The organism is Anabaena sp. TISTR 8404, from assembly GCF_056847745.1.
Genome location: NZ_CP180578.1, coordinates 2,167,128 through 2,184,201, shown reverse-complemented (window position 1 = coordinate 2,184,201; position 17,074 = coordinate 2,167,128). Strand labels below are relative to the sequence as shown.

Sequence of the window (17,074 nt, the reverse complement as noted above, 5' to 3'; positions counted from 1 at the left end):
AAAAGAAATAAAAAGAAAATAGTTGGTTCTTACAGCGTTACCGCAGTCTCACCCATATCTTTTTACTTTTCACTTTTTACTTTTTACTTTTTAGTCTTGGGTTTCTCGACCTGCTGATACCAGTTCTCTGGGACGTTCTGGCAAAGTTAGAACAGTTGAAGGTGAAACTTGATCTGGCAAATACTCACGACGTGCCAAAATAATTGCTCCTACCATTGCCATCAGTAACAAAATAGAAGCCAGTTCAAAAGGTAATAAAAAGTCGCTGAAGAAATGCTCACCAATCAAAACTATTGAACTTTCACCAGCCACAGGAGTAGTGGAGTATGCCCAAGGAGTTGCCAAAACCATTGCACTCAACAGCCCAAATAGACCGAGACTGACTACACCTGTGAGTACTTTCCGTACTCCAGCACTAGGAAATGGCGCAAAATCTTGGCGTTTGTTCACTAACATAATGGCGAACAAAATTAATACGTTAACCGCCCCAACATAAATTAGCACTTGGGCTGCTGCTACAAAGTCAGCATTTAGCAACAGGTACATCCCTGCCATGCTGATGAACACGCCTCCTAGCATAAAGGCAGAATAAACAATGCTGGAAGACAGCACTACACTCAGTGCTGCCCCAATCATCATTACAGCTAATATGCCCAATGAAACAATCTGTACACCTTCCGCTAGATTCACTTTTTTGTCCTCAGTCAATGGTCAATAGAAAGTATGAAGTATTAAGTATGAAATTATCTCAACCATCAACAGATATACAGATGTAGTGATTTTTTCATGCTTTAGACTTCGTTGGTCATAAGTCATTAGCAAAGAACAAATGACTTATGACATTTATTTTTCTACTTTTTCTACAAGGTCTTCAGGCCTTGCGCCGGCACGAGGTGCATCTGCGGGTACACCGTGGGGTTCTAGTACGCCCTTGGGTAGATAAACTAATTCCCGTAGTGGTGTAACCATTGGGTCATTGGTGACTTTGTAAGGCAAACGGCCCAGAGCTACGCTGTCGTAGTTTAATTCATGGCGATCGTAGGTGGAAAGTTCGTATTCTTCTGTCATGGATAGACAGTTGGTGGGGCAATATTCCACACAGTTACCACAGAAAATACAAACCCCAAAGTCGATGCTGTAGTGTTTGAGCTTTTTCTTTTTGCTACCTTTATCAAATTCCCAATCTACTACAGGTAAGTTAATCGGACAAACACGCACACACACTTCGCAGGCGATACATTTATCAAATTCATAGTGAATCCTACCGCGAAACCGTTCACTAGGAATCAGTTTCTCGTAAGGGTACTGTACGGTAATGGGTCGTCGGCGCATGTGGTCGAAGGTAACAGATAACCCCTGACCAATATAACGACCAGCTTGTACTGCTTCTTTGGCGTAATCACCAACTTGCTTCAGGAACTTTAGCATTGTGTTTCACACTCTCTTTCAATTTTGGATTTTGGATTTTGGATTTTAGATTTTAGACTCAATCACGCCACTTGCTTCAACGGAGGTAACCCCCCTTCGGGTTCGCCAGTCGCCTGGGTCGGTAAACCCTCCCGCAGGGCTGATTCACCGCAACGCAGTGGCTCTAAAATCTAAAATCGTAAATCTAAAATTGGACTATCCACCAAAGGCGACGGGAAAAGCTAATTTCAGGGCTGCGGTTAATAGAAGATTAACCAAACCAACTGGTAACAAAAACTTCCATCCTAAATCTAAGAGTTGGTCAATGCGTACCCGTGGTACTGTCCAGCGCAACAGGATGGCAACAAACACTAGTAAGTAGGCTTTGAGTACGGTCATGGTAATACCCAAACCAGCAGTGACTACTTGTAATACAGGATTAGCTTCACTGACACCTAGCAAACTAGCAATGGTGTTAATCGGAATGGGAAAATCCCAACCGCCTAAATACAGAACTGAGACTAATAAAGCAGAAAGCACTAAGTTAACGTAGGAACTGAGGTAAAACAAAGCAAATTTCATGCCTGCGTACTCAGTTTGATAACCTGCGACTAGTTCTTCTTCCGCTTCGGGTAAGTCGAAGGGCAAGCGTTCACATTCTGCTAAAGCGGCAATCCAAAAGATGAGGAAGCCAACTGGTTGTCGCCAAATGTTCCAGCCGAGGATGCCGTAACCAGATTGCTGATTGACGATATCAACTGTGCTGAGGCTGTTAGACATCATAGCGATCGCCAGCACACTCAGCGCCAGCGGAATTTCATAACTAATAGATTGCGCTGCTGCTCGCAATCCTCCTAAGAGGGAGTATTTGTTATTGGATGCGTAACCAGCCATTAACAACCCAATTGGCTGAATGCTAGACAAGGCAATCCACAAAAAGACCCCCATACCGACGTTTGTAATCACGATATTCTGTCCAAACGGCACAATCAAATAAGACAGAAATACCGGCAGTACCACAATGATGGGGCCGAGAGTAAATAACCAGGGGTCAGATTTAGCTGGTACAATGTCTTCCTTAAACACCAGCTTTAAACCATCTGCTACCGGAGCAAGTAAACCAAAAGCCCCAATAAATTCAGGGCCAATTCGCTGCTGTGCTGCTGCTGAAATCTTCCGTTCCAGCCATACGCACACCAACACACCCACTGTTGCCCCAATCAGCATTAGGATCATTGGCAGCGGCATCCATATTGCTTTGGCAGTGCCTGCTGGTAGTCCTAAATCCATCAGGGATTTAATAAACGTTCCTTGAAGGTCAATTCCTGAGTTCATGTTTCCGCTCTATAAGTCAGTTGAAGTGTGAAGTGTGAATTATGAAGTATGAAATTTCAGCTTTCACTCTTCATCTTTTATCCTTCCCAGATGACTCCTGATTGAAGATTTGTTGCTATATTCCCATGCCTAGTATATCGTTGCATGGTTTTCAGTCCCTGTAGCTATACAAGAACTTCTGCTTATGGGTAGGATTTAGATTTGCTATGAGGTTAGCAGGAGAAGTATGAAGGCTAAAGGCTAAAATTTTTCATAATTTCAGACTTCATCCTTCATACTTCATTGGCATCAAAAAACTGCCGCTTCCATGCTGGCAACGGTTATTTGCTGCTTATAGGATTTCTGATTCCCCTGATTGGGGGGTTGATGCTGATATTTTTACTTGAAGGTAGGTGCTATCTTAACTGTCACGCTGCCAGTTAACGTTGTTCGAGTGGGATATAAGGAACGTCGTGGTGACCGTTGTAAACCTGAGTAGGACGGAAAATCCGGTTTTCTGCTAGTTGTTCTTTCCAGTGCGCTAACCAACCAGCAACGCGGGCGATCGCAAATATTGGTGTAAACAAGTCTGTGGGAATTCCCATTTTTCTATACACCAAACCAGAGTAAAAGTCAACATTAGGATAAATTCCTTTGTGACCAAGTTTCTCCTCAACGACCCGTTCCATTTCTTGGGCGATGTCGTAGTACTTATCTGCCCCGAACTTCTCAAATAGCTGCTCTGCAAGGTTTTGGAGAATAATGGCGCGTGGGTCTTTCACTTTGTAGACGCGATGCCCAAAGCCCATTAGTTTCTGTTTGTTTTGCAGCCGCTCCTCAACGTAGGGACGGACGTTTTCTACCGAGCCGATTTCTTCCAACATCTGAATTACTTCTTCGTTGGCTCCACCGTGCAACGGGCCGCCCAAGGTTCCCACAGCACTAGCAACTACAGCATAAGGGTCAGTTAAGGTAGAGGCTGTTACCCTAGCACTAAAAGTTGAAGCATTCATTGTATGCTCAACGTGCAGAATCAAGCAGATGTCAAAGATTTTTGCCGCCAAAGCATCCGGTTCTTTCTCGTTGAGCATGTAGAGAAAATTGGCGGAATAATCTAAGTCATCACGAGGCTTTACTGGGTCATTACCCTTACGCATCAACTGAAATGCTGCCACCATTGTGGGGATAGTTGCTATCAAACGCACAACTGAATCCCGAATGTAGGCGGGGTTATGTAAATCTCGCAAGGAGTAAAACAAGCCTAAAGCCGCAGCCGAGGCTTGTAGAGCATCCATTGGATGACCGCTTTCCGGGAAGCATTTCATCATGTCCCGAATGCGGTATTTAATCCGCCTGTGGTGGCGAACTTCATCCTCGAATGCTTCTAGTTCTTGTTTACTTGGCAATTCACCCCAGATGAGGAGATAAGCAGTTTCTAGAAAGGTACTTTTGGCTGCTAATTCCTCAATCCGGATGCCACGATATTCTAGTATTCCCTTCTGCCCATCCACGTAGCTAATACTCGATTGGGCGGCGGGAATGCCTTCTAAACCAGGCTTGTATTCGCACACCATCATGGCAACACCATTTACTTTGTGAAATATTTGATCACGCTAACTTACCAGAAATTATTTTCGCCATAACAGTAGCCGTTATCACAACAATTCTTCGAGAAGAATTGAAAAACTGCTATAGCAAGTACTTGGGTGGTGTCAACCAGAACATTTGACTACGACCCACAACAGAGCCTGCTTCTGGTAGTTTTACTCCGATCATACCTGCTTTTTTCAGGACTAGACAGCTTTTGACTTCTCCCCAAAGGAGAATTTCTGCCCAACTACTTAAATCAGGTTCATGGCCTACCAAGGCAAGTTGGGTATTTTGGGAATAATTTTTGGGTTCTAACCAGTAAACTAACCAACTAGAAAGATGACCACCAGGGGCGAGGTGAGTAGATTCTTCTAACTGCGAACCCAGTCCGATGGTGACGAGAATTTCGGCTGTTTGGCGGGCGCGTACTAAGGGACTGGTGACAATTAAATTAAACTGCAAACCCAGCTTGAAGAGACGCTGGGCTACTTTCTCAGTTTTTTGCCGTCCTTCTTGAGTAAGGTGTCGCTCTTCATCTTTAATGCCAGCTTGCCTTTCTTGAGCGATGCCATGCCGAATTAGATACAGTTCCACAATGATAGTCCTGAGTGCTGAGTTAGGATTTACGCCTGATGTTATTTAACATATCCTAATTATTTTGGAACCTGTTCTGTTAGGTAAATTTTGGCGCGATCGCCAGTGTGAGGTATTCTAAATTTTTTTATGGATAGGGTAATAAGATTAAACCTTGAATAAACCTATAATCCCGTTGATTTTTTGTGATCAACGGATAATTGCAGACTATTGCTGTAGCTGCAATTAGGCTATCAGCAATCAGCAAACCATGACTTAACCGATAAGACCGTAATAAATCAACAGATGTGTCTGATATAGCCTGATCAATCTTAATAATGTAAAACTGCTTCAGGAAATTTTCTAGTGTTTGTAGTTCTGCTTTATTAGCACAACCAACCATTAATTCCATTTGTGTAACTACGCTAATTGCCAAGCTAGAAGTTACTTGTAGATTTTGCAAACAGTGAACTGCGTTGAGAACACCACGACCTGCATCAATTAAAATGTCAGTATCAATAATAGTTGAGTTAGTCATTAGATTTTGACCACTCATTGTCTCGAACACTACGCACCCAAGCAGTACTGTCAGCTAAATCTTGGCGATCGCGCCACATTCCAATAAAACTATCATTTACCAAGTCTAAATCTGGTGACTCAGATCTAGGTTCAGTGCTTTTATATCTTTGTCGTAAAAAAGCAATAAAATCGATTACCTGACGCTGTGCTTCAGCCGGAAGAGATAAAAATTCATTCAACAACTCTTGCTGTGTCATTAAAATTACTTTATTTTGGGGCAATAAGTTATCTTATTAACTATCTTGCCATACCTGCCAGCGATAAGTGATCGCACTACAAATTTTTGCACCATTCACACTGCTTAAATCTCTCTTCCAAAAACTCTTTTTTGGGACGGCACATTTCATCCTGTGGAACTCGTAGTTCTTTGCCCTCAAGTGTTCGATATTCAGTTTTTTTGCAAAGTAGGATGAATATAAACTTGAAGGGTTTCTGGATCAATAGTAATAAGATTTAAGTCAAATAAGGTATGCAAATCTGCGCGTAATAACAAACCATTTGATGGCGCATTATTTTATGTTTCAATATAAGGAATTATATGAGCAGCTTCTAGTGCTGCTTCAGCATCAAAATTGGTAATTGCACACTTCCCATTGTTTTAAAATAGGCTCTATCTCCCACTTTTATAAATTTAGAATTGCCGCAACTCCAAGATGTTCTATAGTAATCCTTTTTCTGTATAAATTTCGACTTAACTTCTTTTGGTAAGTCTTTATTTTGAATAATTTCTTTTTCAGTATAATATTCAAATTCACCTTTACACAGAAAAATTATAGTTGCCATCAGAGATACAATTGGCTAATTCTGACAATCAGAATACTAGCCATTAAATATACTAATTATGAGTCGTATATTTACTATGTTTTATGCTGAATTTCATTCGGCTACTTGAATACTTCCACAACTCTTTGCGTCTTTGCGTCTTTGCGTGAGACTTAAAGCTCTTTTTTTCTAACCTTCATGCAAGAATTATCATGTATACCTATAATTCACAAATTTAGATTTATATAATAAATAAACAGCCAAGAAATAAATTTCTGGCTGCAATCTAAATTCAGTTAAACTTTCGCTATCGATTCTTTGTCTTTGCGTGCAAGATTTACTCTGACTGAATGGGGTTATCTTTAGGATTCACTAACTTCAGTAATTTCTGCTTAATTTGAGCATCAAAAACTTCCCATTTTATCTTGGCGTATGCAGGATTTTCATTACCGCCAGAGAGGAATCCCATTGGAATTTCAAAGCCACCAGCACTGGTTCTACCACCGCCAAAAAAGCGTCCAGTGCTGTCTTGACCAAAGGCTTCTTTGATAAATTCGTCAGGGTCTAGGGTGAGTTTGGTGGTTCTCAGGGAACCGATGACTACTTCGAGTTCATCGTCTTCATCGTGAACAATGCCGTAAACAACTGCGGTGTGGACGTTTTCTTCGGTTACTAGAAAATCAGCTGCTTGGGGAATAGCATCGCGGTCGTCGTAGCGCAGATAACCAACGCCAGCGATGGAAAAGTTATTTTGGACGATGCGGTTTTTGAGCGATCGCTCAATTACATCCATTACCCGCTTGGAACGGTTCGCCTGTAAAATGGCATTTAGCAGTTGAGCATCATAAAATCGGCTGAGATAAGCAGCTGCCATAAAGTCTTCTTCTTGTGCTTGCATCAGTCGATTTGTATCCGATCGCAAGCCGTGCATCAAGGCTGTGGCACATTTAACGTGTTGGCTAATGCTGCTATCCAAAGCGAGTAACCCAGATTGCAAGTACTGAGTAAAAATTGTTGATGTTGCTCGTACATAAGGGCGGACATCCACAAACTCTGCTTTGAGTTCTGCCTGTAAGCTGTGATGGTCAACTACGGCTACTAATGGTATTCCTGCTTGCTGTATTTGTACTAATAGTTGACTGGTGGTTCCCTGGTTATCAATTAATACAAAGCCTTGATAACAGGACAAATCTTTGGATTTTAAGTTTTGTGGAGTCCAACGCTGCGCTGGTAAACCTGTAAGCTTAACTAGGGCGATATTTTCTTGATGGCTAAGAGTCCCAGCATAAATAATTTCACACTTAATGTCATATTGTTGAGCAATTAGCTGGTACGCCCAAGCACAGGAAAGCGCATCAGGGTCGGGAAAATCTTGCAAAATGATCAGTTGGCGCTCATGTCTATGCGCTAATAAGGTCTTTTGCAGTTCCTCTGCTTTTTGAAAAGCTATGGAATTGTTACGTTGACCGAGATAAACACTTACTCCGTCGTTGGTAGATGCTGGCAAGGATGGCCTGTTAAGCGGTACTTCAAGTACTTCTTGGTCTACTTCAGCATCCTCTGGATTTGGCTCTGTAGTCAATGAAAAACTCTCTGACTGCTTCAAGGAAGAATTTAGTTGCATAGAAAACATCTTTGTTAAGTGTGAGGCATTATTGATTGAGAAATTTACAACCAGGGTTTCACTGATTTAGCCACACATTCTGATCTTCGCAAAAATATAGAATACTGGGGATACGTATCTTGGTGTATTTTTTGTCAAGATAACCAGGCAAAATTTTCATAACTTCTGCCAGATTACATATAGCGGCAGAAAATCAATGCTTTTGGTTTATGAGCAAACTCTAATTTTTGAGCATAGCTAGACCATTCTCTCTATTGGAGAGAATTTTTTGAGCAAGTCTAGATTTTTTTAGGTTATGGATATACAATAGGAGACTGTTGAATTATTTAGGCAGATGCCAGCACACTACTTGAACAGCTACTGTTGGATAACCCGATGAGCAGCTGCAATTCTTTATTAGAATGCAATACCAGTCACAGTAGTATGTTAGCACCTAACCCATAGTTGCCCCAACTCAGACAACAGTGTCACACGTACAACAGTCTGTTGTGGCTGTGTCAGTTTATGGTGGAGTTGTTAGTGTCAAAGACCTATCACATATTTTTGCCACTCTTGATGCAGTCCATTTTTAAGATGCTTACTAACCTCGAAATAGAGGCTGCTGTAAGGTTGGCGGGGTAAATGACGCAGTAGCATATGGGCTTCTTGAGGTGTGCGATTGCCCTTTTTCACATTGCAACGGACGCAAGCCGTAACGATGTTTTCCCAGGTATCGCCCCCACCACGCGATCGCGGTATGACATGATCTAACGTCAACTCATCCCCTGTGTAGCCGCAATATTGACAAGTGTGTCCGTCGCGGTGCAAGAGGTTTCGACGAGTCAGAGGCATTTCCTTGTAGGGAACCCGCACATAATGACGTAAGCGAATCACCGTTGGCAATGGAAAACCCGCGTAAAGAAATCTGCCATTGTGTTCGACTCGTTCTGCCTTGCCTTTAATTAACAAAACCGCAGCACGTCGCCAGCTCGTAATATTGAGCGGTTCGTAAGAGGCGTTTAAGACTAAAACCTTCCCCATTGATTAACGCTCAAGGTATTAGTTTTACATATATTAACACGATTCTCTGCTCATTGGGAGATGAGAATAAATTATACTTCCGGAATAATTGGATAATTCTTGTAGTTAATAAAGAATCTTGGAATGCAAATCTTTGCGGAGAATGCTCCCCAGAGGATTGCTATGAGATAGGACAAGATCGTCCTCAATTTATTTATGAATTTGAGGTAAAAAATAATACTTGTAAATTTTATTAACTGCGGTTGAGAGTCTTTTTGAGGCTCAAATACTTAATACTCAATACTTAATTCCTTTTAAGAAAATCTTTTCAATTAACACGGAAGTAGTTTATATGGGTATGAATAACTAAAAATAAATACATAATGTGAAAGTTTATTGCTGGTGTGATAGGAGAAGAGAAATATGCTAAGTCGCGATCAAATGACTGGTGTTGCATCTAATCAACAGTGCGACACCTATGCGTGGTTTTCGCAGCGTGCTTGGGTAGAAATTGATATAGATGCGTTATCGCATAATGTGCAGCAACTCAAGCAGTTGTTATCACCACGTACACAGTTGATGGCGGTAGTCAAAGCTGATGCTTATGGACACGGTGCAGTCACAGTTGCCCAAACAGCATTACAATCGGGAGCGAGTTGGTTGGGAGTCGCCACAGTTCCTGAAGGAATTCAATTACGGGAAGCGGGAATTCAAGCACCGATATTGATTTTAGGGGCAACTCATACACCAGAGCAAATTCATGCGATCGCCCATTGGAAACTCCAGCCAACATTGTGCAGTCCCAAACAAGCTTTAATTTTTTCTAACATTTTAGAAGCGATTAACTATGGTTCTCCCGTACCCGTACATATTAAATTAGATACGGGCATGTCTCGGTTAGGCACTAATTGGGAAGAAGCCGCCGAGTTTGTGCAGTTAGTGGAACGCTTACCGCATTTGACAATTGCGAGTGTTTATTCTCACTTAGCCACTGCTGATAGTCCTGATCCTGCAATCATGGAAGAACAGCATCGAAGATTTAAAATTGCGATCGCGCAAATTCAAAAAATCGGCATCAAAATTCCTAGCTTGCACCTAGCAAATACCGCCGGGACTTTAGCAGATTCTCGACTGCACTATGACATGGTAAGAGTCGGTTTAGGTGTTTACGGACTTTCTCCCGCACCACATCTAAAACACAAGATTCATTTAAAGCCTGTGTTACAGGTAAAAGCGCGAGTCACCCAGGTGAAAACTATAGCTGCTGGTACTGGCGTTAGCTATGGTCATCAGTTTGTGGCTGACCGAGAAATGCGCATTGCTGTTGTGGCCATTGGTTACGCTGATGGTGTACCACGCAACCTTTCTAACAAGATGCAAGTATTGTTGCGTGGTCAGCGAGTGCCACAAATTGGAGCAATTACAATGGATCAGTTGATGATCGATATCAGTAAGGTTCCTGATATTCAAGAAGGTGAAATCGTTACCTTATTAGGCGACCAAGGAAAAGAACAAATCACCGCCGATGATTGGGCGAAACAATTAAATACCATTTCTTGGGAAATTCTTTGTGGGTTCAAGCATCGCCTACCGCGCGTCGGAGTTATTTAGTGTGATTGGGGACGAATCAGCAAGAGTATAAGGGGTGAAGTATAAAGTAGTGAAATATTTAAACTTCATCCTGCAATTTTAGATTCATTAGTCCCTATTCCCTAAAAAAATATGTTATGCTAGTATAGGTTAACTGATGCGGATGTGGCGGAATTGGCAGACGCGCTAGATTTAGGTTCTAGTTCCGAGAGGAGTGAAGGTTCAAGTCCTTTCATCCGCACTAATGTAAAACTGTATCTATCACAGATGTTTTTTGCAGCGATTTTTTATTTGTCATCGCTGACAGATTACTGTCATAGAAAATAGCTAATACCAAATCGATATAAAGAAGCATATAATTAGCCTGCGAAGGCAGGCTTTGTTTGTATAGCCCCAGACTTCCAGCCTGAGGGTTTTATATGCTTAGGGTACATCAATTACCAATAATTACAGATAGAAAAAGTTGACAATAGTTCTTGTATAGTCTATTGTGTAAAACCTATTATCATGAAAATTGATACCATAAGAACCCAAGTAATAGGCATTATCAATATTATTGATACCACCAGTACTATTAAATAAATTAAAATACATATAACCTCCCCATATAGTCTGACATTTAGATGGATTTAAGTTATACATAAATAACTTTAAATCATTCATATTAATGTAGGAAATTACGATTTTAGCCATTTTTTAGTTCCTTATAAATAGTTTAGATTTTATTAAAAATGTTTAATTCACTCTTGATAATTTAAGCGAATTATATGTGAATTATTCTTTTGTAAAATGGTAAGTATTAAAAATTTGGGGACATGAATTATCCGGCAAAATCGGATAATTATTTTGATATTCTTAGGAAACTTATTTAACTAGTCGGCCATCTTCTATATGAATTATTCGCTCAGATATATCTAAAATTCTGCTGTCATGAGTAACCATTAAAATGGCACAATTTTGTTCCTTAGCTAATCGTTGCATCAGGTTAACAATATCTCGACCTGATTTACTATCTAATGCTGCGGTAGGTTCATCAGCCAGAACTAATTTAGGATGGCTTACTAAAGCACGAGCAATTGCTACTCGTTGCTTTTGGCCACCAGAGAGTTCAGATGGGTAGTAATTAACTCGATTTCCTAATTTAACAGCATGAAGTATGGCTTCTGCTTTTTTACGAGCTTCCCATTTAGGAATGTCTTTGTCTAATTCAAGTGACATTTGAACATTTTGCCTAGCTGTTAAGAAATTCAGTAAGTTATGAGATTGAAAAATATAACCAATATAACGACGTACTTGGACTAATTGATCATTACTAGCTCCATAAAGCTCTTGATTTAGAAATTTCAAGCTCCCCTGTTGAACAGAACGTAACCCCCCAATTAAAGTCAGCAGGGTTGTTTTTCCTGAACCCGAAGGGCCAGTCAAAGTTACAATTTCTCCAAATTTAATACTAAGATTGATGTCAAATAAAATTTGACTTTTTAATGTTTTCTCACCAAAGTAGTGATTGAGATTACTTACCTTAATAAGAGAGTCTGTCATAACCATATTACAAAATAACTAAGTTAATTAAATGAGACTAAAAAAAATCTACTGGGTCTACATTACGCAATTTAATTGTAGATATAAAACCAGATGCCAAGCACATTAAAATGATAAATAATAATACTATAGCTGCTTTATCTATGCTCATGCTGATTGGTAAGTTAGTAGAACTTTGTGCTAAATCGTATAAACCTAAAGATAGAGTAAAACCAGGTATATATCCAAAAAAAGCTAATATTAAAGCTTGTTCAAAAACTACAATTAATAAATATTTATTTTTAAAACCCATTGCTTTGAGAGTTGCATATTCAGCTAAATGACTAGCGATATTACTGTAAAGAATTTGATAGACAATTACTACACCAACAATAAATACCATAGTCACCATCAATTGAAACACAAAACCAACAGGCGCTCTGAGTGTCCAATAGTTTTTTTCTAAATTAATGAATTCTTGGCGAGTAATCACTATTACATCTTTAGGTAATGTGGCTTTTAAAGTAGCCAATACTTTTTGCAGATTAGCATCAGCTTTGAGGTTTATTAAGCCTATATCTACATTTTGTGGTGAACGACCTTGGAATATTTGGAAAAAGGTAGACGCATTAACAATTAAATTTCCATCAACTGCAAAGGATGGGCCAAGGCTAAATAATCCACCAACTTTTACCTTGTAGCCAATTGATGAAGTATAGTTAAATATTTCAAGTACTACAGGGTTTCCTTGTACAAATTCCTGAGGTATTGGCCCAAATTGTGACCGAGATTTGCTGTCAAATAAAACTGTGTTAGGTAATTGTAGTAAATTACTGTTTTCCTGAATACTGGGTAAGTTTAAAATTGGCCTGTCTGGCTCAAAGCCAAGTACATATATGGGAAATTTTAACTTATTAATTGAATTTTTCAGCTTAGCAAACTGCATATATAATGGGCTAACTGATTCTATATCATCGCACCCTAATACCTGATATAAATACGAGCGTGGAAAGCTTTGATTGAATGTCAATGATTGATATTGATTGCTGATTATAAATAAATCGCCTTTGAGATTGTTATGCAATTGCGTAGCACTAGTATATAGAGCATTTTGAAAACCTAATTGGACAAACAATAGTACCGTAATAAAAGCAATTCCTGTCAAAGCGACAAAAAAGCGAGCTTTTTGTCGGGCTAATTGTAGCCAAGCTAGAGAGATATTGAGAATCATTTTAGAAACCTAAAGTGATATGCTTTTTCTGAAAGTTTAGATGGAAATACGAACCTGCACCTGTAAGTTAGTAAGGGCTGTAATTTGTTTGTTATCTTTCATATTGCTGATCCGAATTTTTACTTTGATTACTTTGTTGTCTATATCGGCTTGCAAATTATTGAACATATTTTGTTGCTCGACTTGTAGACCAATATCTGTGACTGTTCCCCATAATTGCTTTGGTAAAGCATCGCTAGTAATAATGACTGACTGACCTAAACGTACTTTTTTAATGTCAGTTTCATAAATTTCTGCTACTGCATACATCTGTTGTGTACGACCCAAGTCAGCTATTCCTGTAGTCCCAATAATTTCTCCAGGACGAGTATTGATTTTCAAAATTTTGCCAGTTATGGGCGATCGCACAGAACTTAAATCTAACTCTGCTTGAGCTTGTTTAACAGATGCTTCTGCACTCTCGACATTAGCTTGTGCTGCTTCTACGTCAGTAGCACGAACTTCTGTAATACTTGCAAACTTGGCTTTGGCCTCCATCAACTGCTGTTGAATAGTTTCTACAGTTCGATTGTGAGAAGCTTTAGCTTCTTTACACTGCTGTTGCAGAATTTCGACTTGCAAACGCCTAGCTTCTGACTCAGAAGCGGAAATTGCACCTACTTTGTATAGCTGCTGATAACGCTGATTTTCGCTTTCAGCATTACGTAATTCAGCTTCTAAACGAGCCATTGTTGCTTGTTGTGCAGACATCGCTCCCGATAAATCAGCTTCTAGACGAGCAATCGTTGCTTTTTGAGCAGATATATCTCCAGCTTTGGCTCCCGCTTTTACTTGATTCAGACTAGCTTGAGCTGCTAAAACTTGTTTTTGTGCTTTTTCTAAGGCTTTTAGACGGGGATAATAACTATCAAGAACAGCAACTATTTGTCCCTGACGCACCCAACTTCCTTCTTTGACAAGAAGTTTCGCTACTTGAACACCCCCTTGAGAATTAGGAGCAGATAGACGAATAACTTCTCCTTCAGGTTCTAAACGTCCTAAAGCAGTAACAGCAGTCATCCTAGGAGAACTGCTGGGAGTAGGTGAGTCTGATTTAGAAGTTAACTGAAATCGTGAAAAACTGTAGAGAGAAACTGTACCAGGAACCACAGCCATAGCAACTGCTAACGTAAGCAGATACCAACTTACAGGCCTTGTTAATGGCTGTCTTTGTTTGTATACCATAATTATTTCTTCCCAGTTAGTGCGTGCGTACAGGTTGTGTATTTAATTCGCTTCAATAGGTACAGCAAAATTTAGGAGTAAAACCGACTTCAAATCTCGCTTTGTTTCCTAAAACTTGTGCTTCACCTAAAGTTTAATTAGCAACAAAGTCTCACCCTAATAATCTTTAAATCCCGTTAGTCCAATTTATTATCTTTGATAAGCCTGAAGGCAAGATAAAGACCAAATTAACAGTTAATCTTGAAAGGTCAACTGTAAAAAGTTTGTTGCCATCTAGAGAAAAGAATCTAAAGCTATTTGAAGTGTTACCTATACCATCCTGAATGTTAGCCAAATTAACACCAGTAATACCTCCTAATACAGCCGCAGATTCTTCGGAAGATACTTGGGTGAACAGGTCATTATTTTCGAGATCAATAATTTGCAGCATATTGTGTAATTAACAGCATCTTCAGGAAAGAATAGTCGCAGCAATATTCTGAAATTTTGAATTAATCTAACTTTAAACTTTTAATTACTAACAACTGAAATTTGTCATTAAAATATAGAGATTAAAACGGCGGAATGTTTTGGTTAATTGAGTTACGAACTTCTGACATAAGAGAGTGAACTCCAAAGGCAATTAACGCACCAAAAATCCCAGCGGTTGCTGCGGCTGCACCGAAAATATAGGATGCGGCTAAACCACCACTAACAGTTGCAGATTCTTGATGAGAGATTTCGATAAAAAGTTCGTTATTTTCGAGATCAATAATTTGCAGCATATTGTGTAATTAATGGAGCATCAGGTTAAGAGTGAAGTAGCACTTTTTCAGAGTGAAAAGGTACACACATCATTTTCAGTCGTAAAAAGTAAGGAATTATTCACTACCTTTCTTCTAAAAGGTTGTTTGGAAAGTATTATTGTTAACATCAAAATCTTGAAAACCTAACTCCATGAGCTGCCCCTTCCCTACGAGGTAATGGGTATTTCAAAGCCTCTCTCCTTGCAGGGGGAGAGGTTTGGAGAGGGGTTTTTAGTATCTTTCACAACTTTCCAAACATCCTCTAAAAAGTTGTCGAAAAACTTAATTGTTGAGGGTAAGAGGAAGGAGGCAAATGTCTATGATTGTAAGAAGTTGAATAACATGTTTACTTAACTCAGTTTTAATCTGTGAGTATCGGATTATGCTCTAATTTCTTGAAACATGGAGAGCATTATTTACTTCAACTTATGGAAATGCTTAAGGAATCCAGGGGTTAATTGCAAGGGCAAATAATGCGGTTTGTACAATTCTTGAGAGAGTTAGATTTTGAGGATTATTAAATATGCCAGCACTTAGTGCAATGAAGCTTCCGAAGGCATAAGATACGGGGCCACTACCATTAACTGTAGCAGATTCTTCATGAGAAATTTCGCTAAACAGTTCTTTATTTTGGAGATCGATAATTTGCAGCATATTGTGCAATTAAAACCATCATGGTCAAGATTAAAGTGTACTTTTTCAGAACAAAAAAGTATGCACATTATTTCCAGCCGTCCACATCAAGGTCAATAGTTAAGTAAGAAGTAGGTAATTATTCACTCCCCTGCCTGGGAAAAATTGTCAGAAAACTTAATTTTTTGCAGAGGGGAAGTGAATAGTTAAGGAGGCAAATGTCTAAGGTTACAAGAGGTTGAATAACGCGCCCACTTCACTCACTTCTAAGCGGTGAGCGCGTTATTGACTTCAACTTATGGGAGCAAGTTTAGATGATGAAGGGGTTAAGTGTGAGCAATGTTAGCACGCCTTGTACCTGCCGACCTACCAAAGGGTTAAAAAAAGTGTTAGTGCCTAGTGCAATCAGACTTCCGAAAGCACCAGATATTAGCCCACCGCCATTAACAGTAGCAGATTCTTCAGAAGAAACTTGGGTGAACAGTGCGTTATTTTCGAGGTCGATGATTTGCAACATAAATTTTGTGTTCCTTCATTAACAGCATCAGGGTTAACATTGAAGTGGCACTTTTTCAGAGCCAAAAGTACACACTTGATTTCCAGTCATAAAAAATAAGTAATTATTCACTCCCCTGCCTGGGAAAAATTGTCAGAAAACTTAATTTTTTGCAGAGGGGAAGTGAATAGTTAAGGAGGCAAATGTCTAAGGTTACAAGAGGTTGAATAACGCGCCCACTTCACTCACTTCTAAGCGGTGAGCGCGTTATTGACTTCAACTTATGGGAGCAAGTTTAGATGATGAAGGGGTTAAGTGTGAGCAATGTTAGCACGCCTTGTACCTGCCGACCTACCAAAGGGTTAAAAAAAGTGTTAGTGCCTAGTGCAATCAGACTTCCGAAAGCACCAGATATTAGCCCACCGCCATTAACAGTAGCAGATTCTTCAGAAGAAACTTGGGTGAACAGTGCGTTATTTTCGAGGTCGATGATTTGCAACATAAATTTTGTGTTCCTTCATTAACAGCATCAGGGTTAACATTGAAGTGGCACTTTTTCAGAGCCAAAAGTACACACTTGATTTCCAGTCATAAAAAATAAGTAATTATTCACTCCCCTGCCTGGGAAAAATTGTCAGAAAACTTAATTTTTTGCAGAGGGGAAGTGAATAGTTAAGGAGGCAAATGTCTAAGGTTACAAGAGGTTGAATAACGCGCCCACTTCACTCACTTCTAAGCGGTGAGCG

Annotated in this window: 19 protein-coding genes, 1 tRNA gene and 1 pseudogene; 2 read left to right on the top strand and 19 right to left on the bottom strand. The window is 39.8% G+C overall.

Going from position 1 to position 17,074, the window contains the following annotated elements; translation table 11 throughout:
* Positions 1-90: 90 nt before the first annotated feature.
* The 11 genes and pseudogenes from ACMX3D_RS09585 to ACMX3D_RS09535 all read right to left on the bottom strand — a co-directional run bounded on the left by ACMX3D_RS09585 (position 91) and on the right by ACMX3D_RS09535 (position 8,869).
* Positions 91-690 carry an NADH-quinone oxidoreductase subunit J gene (locus ACMX3D_RS09585; RefSeq protein WP_482751190.1) on the bottom strand — a complete coding sequence of 200 codons (600 nt, stop codon included), beginning with the start codon at positions 688-690 and terminating at the stop codon, positions 91-93.
* Between the two features lie 153 nt (positions 691-843).
* Entirely contained in the window at positions 844-1,428 is a 585-nt protein-coding gene (gene ndhI, locus ACMX3D_RS09580) for an NAD(P)H-quinone oxidoreductase subunit I (RefSeq protein ID WP_482751189.1), read from the bottom strand.
* Positions 1,429-1,623: 195 nt separating this feature from the next.
* Positions 1,624-2,742 (bottom strand): NADH-quinone oxidoreductase subunit NuoH, encoded by a 1,119-nt coding sequence (nuoH, locus tag ACMX3D_RS09575; protein WP_482751188.1) that lies wholly within the window; start codon positions 2,740-2,742, stop codon positions 1,624-1,626.
* Between the two features lie 419 nt (positions 2,743-3,161).
* Positions 3,162-4,298 carry a citrate synthase gene (locus tag ACMX3D_RS09570; protein WP_482751187.1) on the bottom strand — a complete coding sequence of 379 codons (1,137 nt, stop codon included), beginning with the start codon at positions 4,296-4,298 and terminating at the stop codon, positions 3,162-3,164.
* Positions 4,299-4,410: 112 nt separating this feature from the next.
* Positions 4,411-4,905, bottom strand: a complete 495-nt coding sequence (gene sixA / locus ACMX3D_RS09565; RefSeq protein ID WP_482751186.1) for a phosphohistidine phosphatase SixA — start codon at positions 4,903-4,905, stop codon at positions 4,411-4,413.
* 127 nt (positions 4,906-5,032) lie between these two features.
* Positions 5,033-5,422: a PIN domain-containing protein gene (locus ACMX3D_RS09560; protein WP_482751185.1), complete on the bottom strand. Its 390-nt coding sequence runs from the start codon at positions 5,420-5,422 to the stop codon at positions 5,033-5,035.
* Complete coding sequence (locus ACMX3D_RS09555) at positions 5,415-5,660, bottom strand: hypothetical protein (RefSeq protein WP_482751184.1); 246 nt, start codon at positions 5,658-5,660, stop codon at positions 5,415-5,417. Before ACMX3D_RS09555 ends, ACMX3D_RS09560 begins: the two co-directional genes overlap by 8 nt.
* Positions 5,661-5,851: 191 nt before the next feature.
* Positions 5,852-5,974: pseudogene (locus ACMX3D_RS09550) on the bottom strand (HNH endonuclease); the annotation flags it as partial.
* Between the two features lie 38 nt (positions 5,975-6,012).
* Complete coding sequence (locus ACMX3D_RS09545; RefSeq protein WP_482751183.1) at positions 6,013-6,246, bottom strand: hypothetical protein; 234 nt, start codon at positions 6,244-6,246, stop codon at positions 6,013-6,015.
* Positions 6,247-6,562: 316 nt separating this feature from the next.
* A complete protein-coding gene (locus tag ACMX3D_RS09540) occupies positions 6,563-7,849 on the bottom strand; it encodes a DHH family phosphoesterase (RefSeq protein WP_482751182.1) in 1,287 nt (428 codons plus the stop codon).
* A 522-nt stretch (positions 7,850-8,371) separates the two neighbouring features.
* Complete coding sequence (locus ACMX3D_RS09535) at positions 8,372-8,869, bottom strand: HNH endonuclease (protein WP_482751181.1); 498 nt, start codon at positions 8,867-8,869, stop codon at positions 8,372-8,374.
* Between the two features lie 402 nt (positions 8,870-9,271).
* Between ACMX3D_RS09535 and alr the strand changes: the two genes are divergently transcribed.
* Positions 9,272-10,459 carry an alanine racemase gene (alr, locus tag ACMX3D_RS09530; RefSeq protein WP_482751180.1) on the top strand — a complete coding sequence of 396 codons (1,188 nt, stop codon included), beginning with the start codon at positions 9,272-9,274 and terminating at the stop codon, positions 10,457-10,459.
* A gap of 138 nt (positions 10,460-10,597) precedes the next feature.
* Positions 10,598-10,679: transfer RNA gene (locus tag ACMX3D_RS09525), tRNA-Leu, on the top strand.
* Positions 10,680-11,302: 623 nt separating this feature from the next.
* On the opposite strand, the gene ACMX3D_RS09520 is transcribed toward ACMX3D_RS09525, so the two are convergent.
* The 8 genes from ACMX3D_RS09520 to ACMX3D_RS09485 all read right to left on the bottom strand — a co-directional run bounded on the left by ACMX3D_RS09520 (position 11,303) and on the right by ACMX3D_RS09485 (position 16,830).
* A complete protein-coding gene (locus tag ACMX3D_RS09520; protein WP_482751179.1) occupies positions 11,303-11,986 on the bottom strand; it encodes a DevA family ABC transporter ATP-binding protein in 684 nt (227 codons plus the stop codon).
* Positions 11,987-12,017: 31 nt separating this feature from the next.
* Positions 12,018-13,190: an ABC transporter permease DevC gene (gene devC, locus ACMX3D_RS09515; protein WP_482751178.1), complete on the bottom strand. Its 1,173-nt coding sequence runs from the start codon at positions 13,188-13,190 to the stop codon at positions 12,018-12,020.
* A gap of 36 nt (positions 13,191-13,226) precedes the next feature.
* Entirely contained in the window at positions 13,227-14,414 is a 1,188-nt protein-coding gene (locus tag ACMX3D_RS09510) for an ABC exporter membrane fusion protein (RefSeq protein WP_482751177.1), read from the bottom strand.
* A gap of 166 nt (positions 14,415-14,580) precedes the next feature.
* Positions 14,581-14,844 (bottom strand): hypothetical protein, encoded by a 264-nt coding sequence (locus tag ACMX3D_RS09505; RefSeq protein WP_482751176.1) that lies wholly within the window; start codon positions 14,842-14,844, stop codon positions 14,581-14,583.
* A gap of 121 nt (positions 14,845-14,965) precedes the next feature.
* A complete protein-coding gene (locus tag ACMX3D_RS09500; RefSeq protein WP_482751175.1) occupies positions 14,966-15,178 on the bottom strand; it encodes a hypothetical protein in 213 nt (70 codons plus the stop codon).
* 459 nt (positions 15,179-15,637) lie between these two features.
* Positions 15,638-15,853 carry a hypothetical protein gene (locus ACMX3D_RS09495; RefSeq protein WP_482751174.1) on the bottom strand — a complete coding sequence of 72 codons (216 nt, stop codon included), beginning with the start codon at positions 15,851-15,853 and terminating at the stop codon, positions 15,638-15,640.
* 289 nt (positions 15,854-16,142) lie between these two features.
* Entirely contained in the window at positions 16,143-16,349 is a 207-nt protein-coding gene (locus ACMX3D_RS09490; RefSeq protein ID WP_482751173.1) for a hypothetical protein, read from the bottom strand.
* Between the two features lie 274 nt (positions 16,350-16,623).
* Entirely contained in the window at positions 16,624-16,830 is a 207-nt protein-coding gene (locus tag ACMX3D_RS09485) for a hypothetical protein (RefSeq protein ID WP_482751173.1), read from the bottom strand.
* Positions 16,831-17,074 lie beyond the last annotated feature (244 nt).

Coding starts and splice junctions, on each gene's coding strand:
- ndhI (WP_482751189.1), bottom strand. CDS start 1,428: ATGCTAAAGTTCCTGAAGCAAGTTGGTGATTACGCCAAAGAAGCAGTA.
- ACMX3D_RS09490 (WP_482751173.1), bottom strand. CDS start 16,349: ATGTTGCAAATCATCGACCTCGAAAATAACGCACTGTTCACCCAAGTT.
- devC (WP_482751178.1), bottom strand. CDS start 13,190: ATGATTCTCAATATCTCTCTAGCTTGGCTACAATTAGCCCGACAAAAA.
- ACMX3D_RS09535 (WP_482751181.1), bottom strand. CDS start 8,869: ATGGGGAAGGTTTTAGTCTTAAACGCCTCTTACGAACCGCTCAATATT.
- ACMX3D_RS09500 (WP_482751175.1), bottom strand. CDS start 15,178: ATGCTGCAAATTATTGATCTCGAAAATAACGAACTTTTTATCGAAATC.
- alr (WP_482751180.1), top strand. CDS start 9,272: ATGCTAAGTCGCGATCAAATGACTGGTGTTGCATCTAATCAACAGTGC.
- ACMX3D_RS09510 (WP_482751177.1), bottom strand. CDS start 14,414: ATGGTATACAAACAAAGACAGCCATTAACAAGGCCTGTAAGTTGGTAT.
- ACMX3D_RS09570 (WP_482751187.1), bottom strand. CDS start 4,298: ATGATGGTGTGCGAATACAAGCCTGGTTTAGAAGGCATTCCCGCCGCC.
- ACMX3D_RS09495 (WP_482751174.1), bottom strand. CDS start 15,853: ATGCTGCAAATTATCGATCTCCAAAATAAAGAACTGTTTAGCGAAATT.
- ACMX3D_RS09540 (WP_482751182.1), bottom strand. CDS start 7,849: ATGCAACTAAATTCTTCCTTGAAGCAGTCAGAGAGTTTTTCATTGACT.
- ACMX3D_RS09545 (WP_482751183.1), bottom strand. CDS start 6,246: ATGGCAACTATAATTTTTCTGTGTAAAGGTGAATTTGAATATTATACT.
- ACMX3D_RS09560 (WP_482751185.1), bottom strand. CDS start 5,422: ATGACTAACTCAACTATTATTGATACTGACATTTTAATTGATGCAGGT.
- ACMX3D_RS09485 (WP_482751173.1), bottom strand. CDS start 16,830: ATGTTGCAAATCATCGACCTCGAAAATAACGCACTGTTCACCCAAGTT.
- ACMX3D_RS09505 (WP_482751176.1), bottom strand. CDS start 14,844: ATGCTGCAAATTATTGATCTCGAAAATAATGACCTGTTCACCCAAGTA.
- ACMX3D_RS09555 (WP_482751184.1), bottom strand. CDS start 5,660: ATGACACAGCAAGAGTTGTTGAATGAATTTTTATCTCTTCCGGCTGAA.
- nuoH (WP_482751188.1), bottom strand. CDS start 2,742: ATGAACTCAGGAATTGACCTTCAAGGAACGTTTATTAAATCCCTGATG.
- ACMX3D_RS09520 (WP_482751179.1), bottom strand. CDS start 11,986: ATGGTTATGACAGACTCTCTTATTAAGGTAAGTAATCTCAATCACTAC.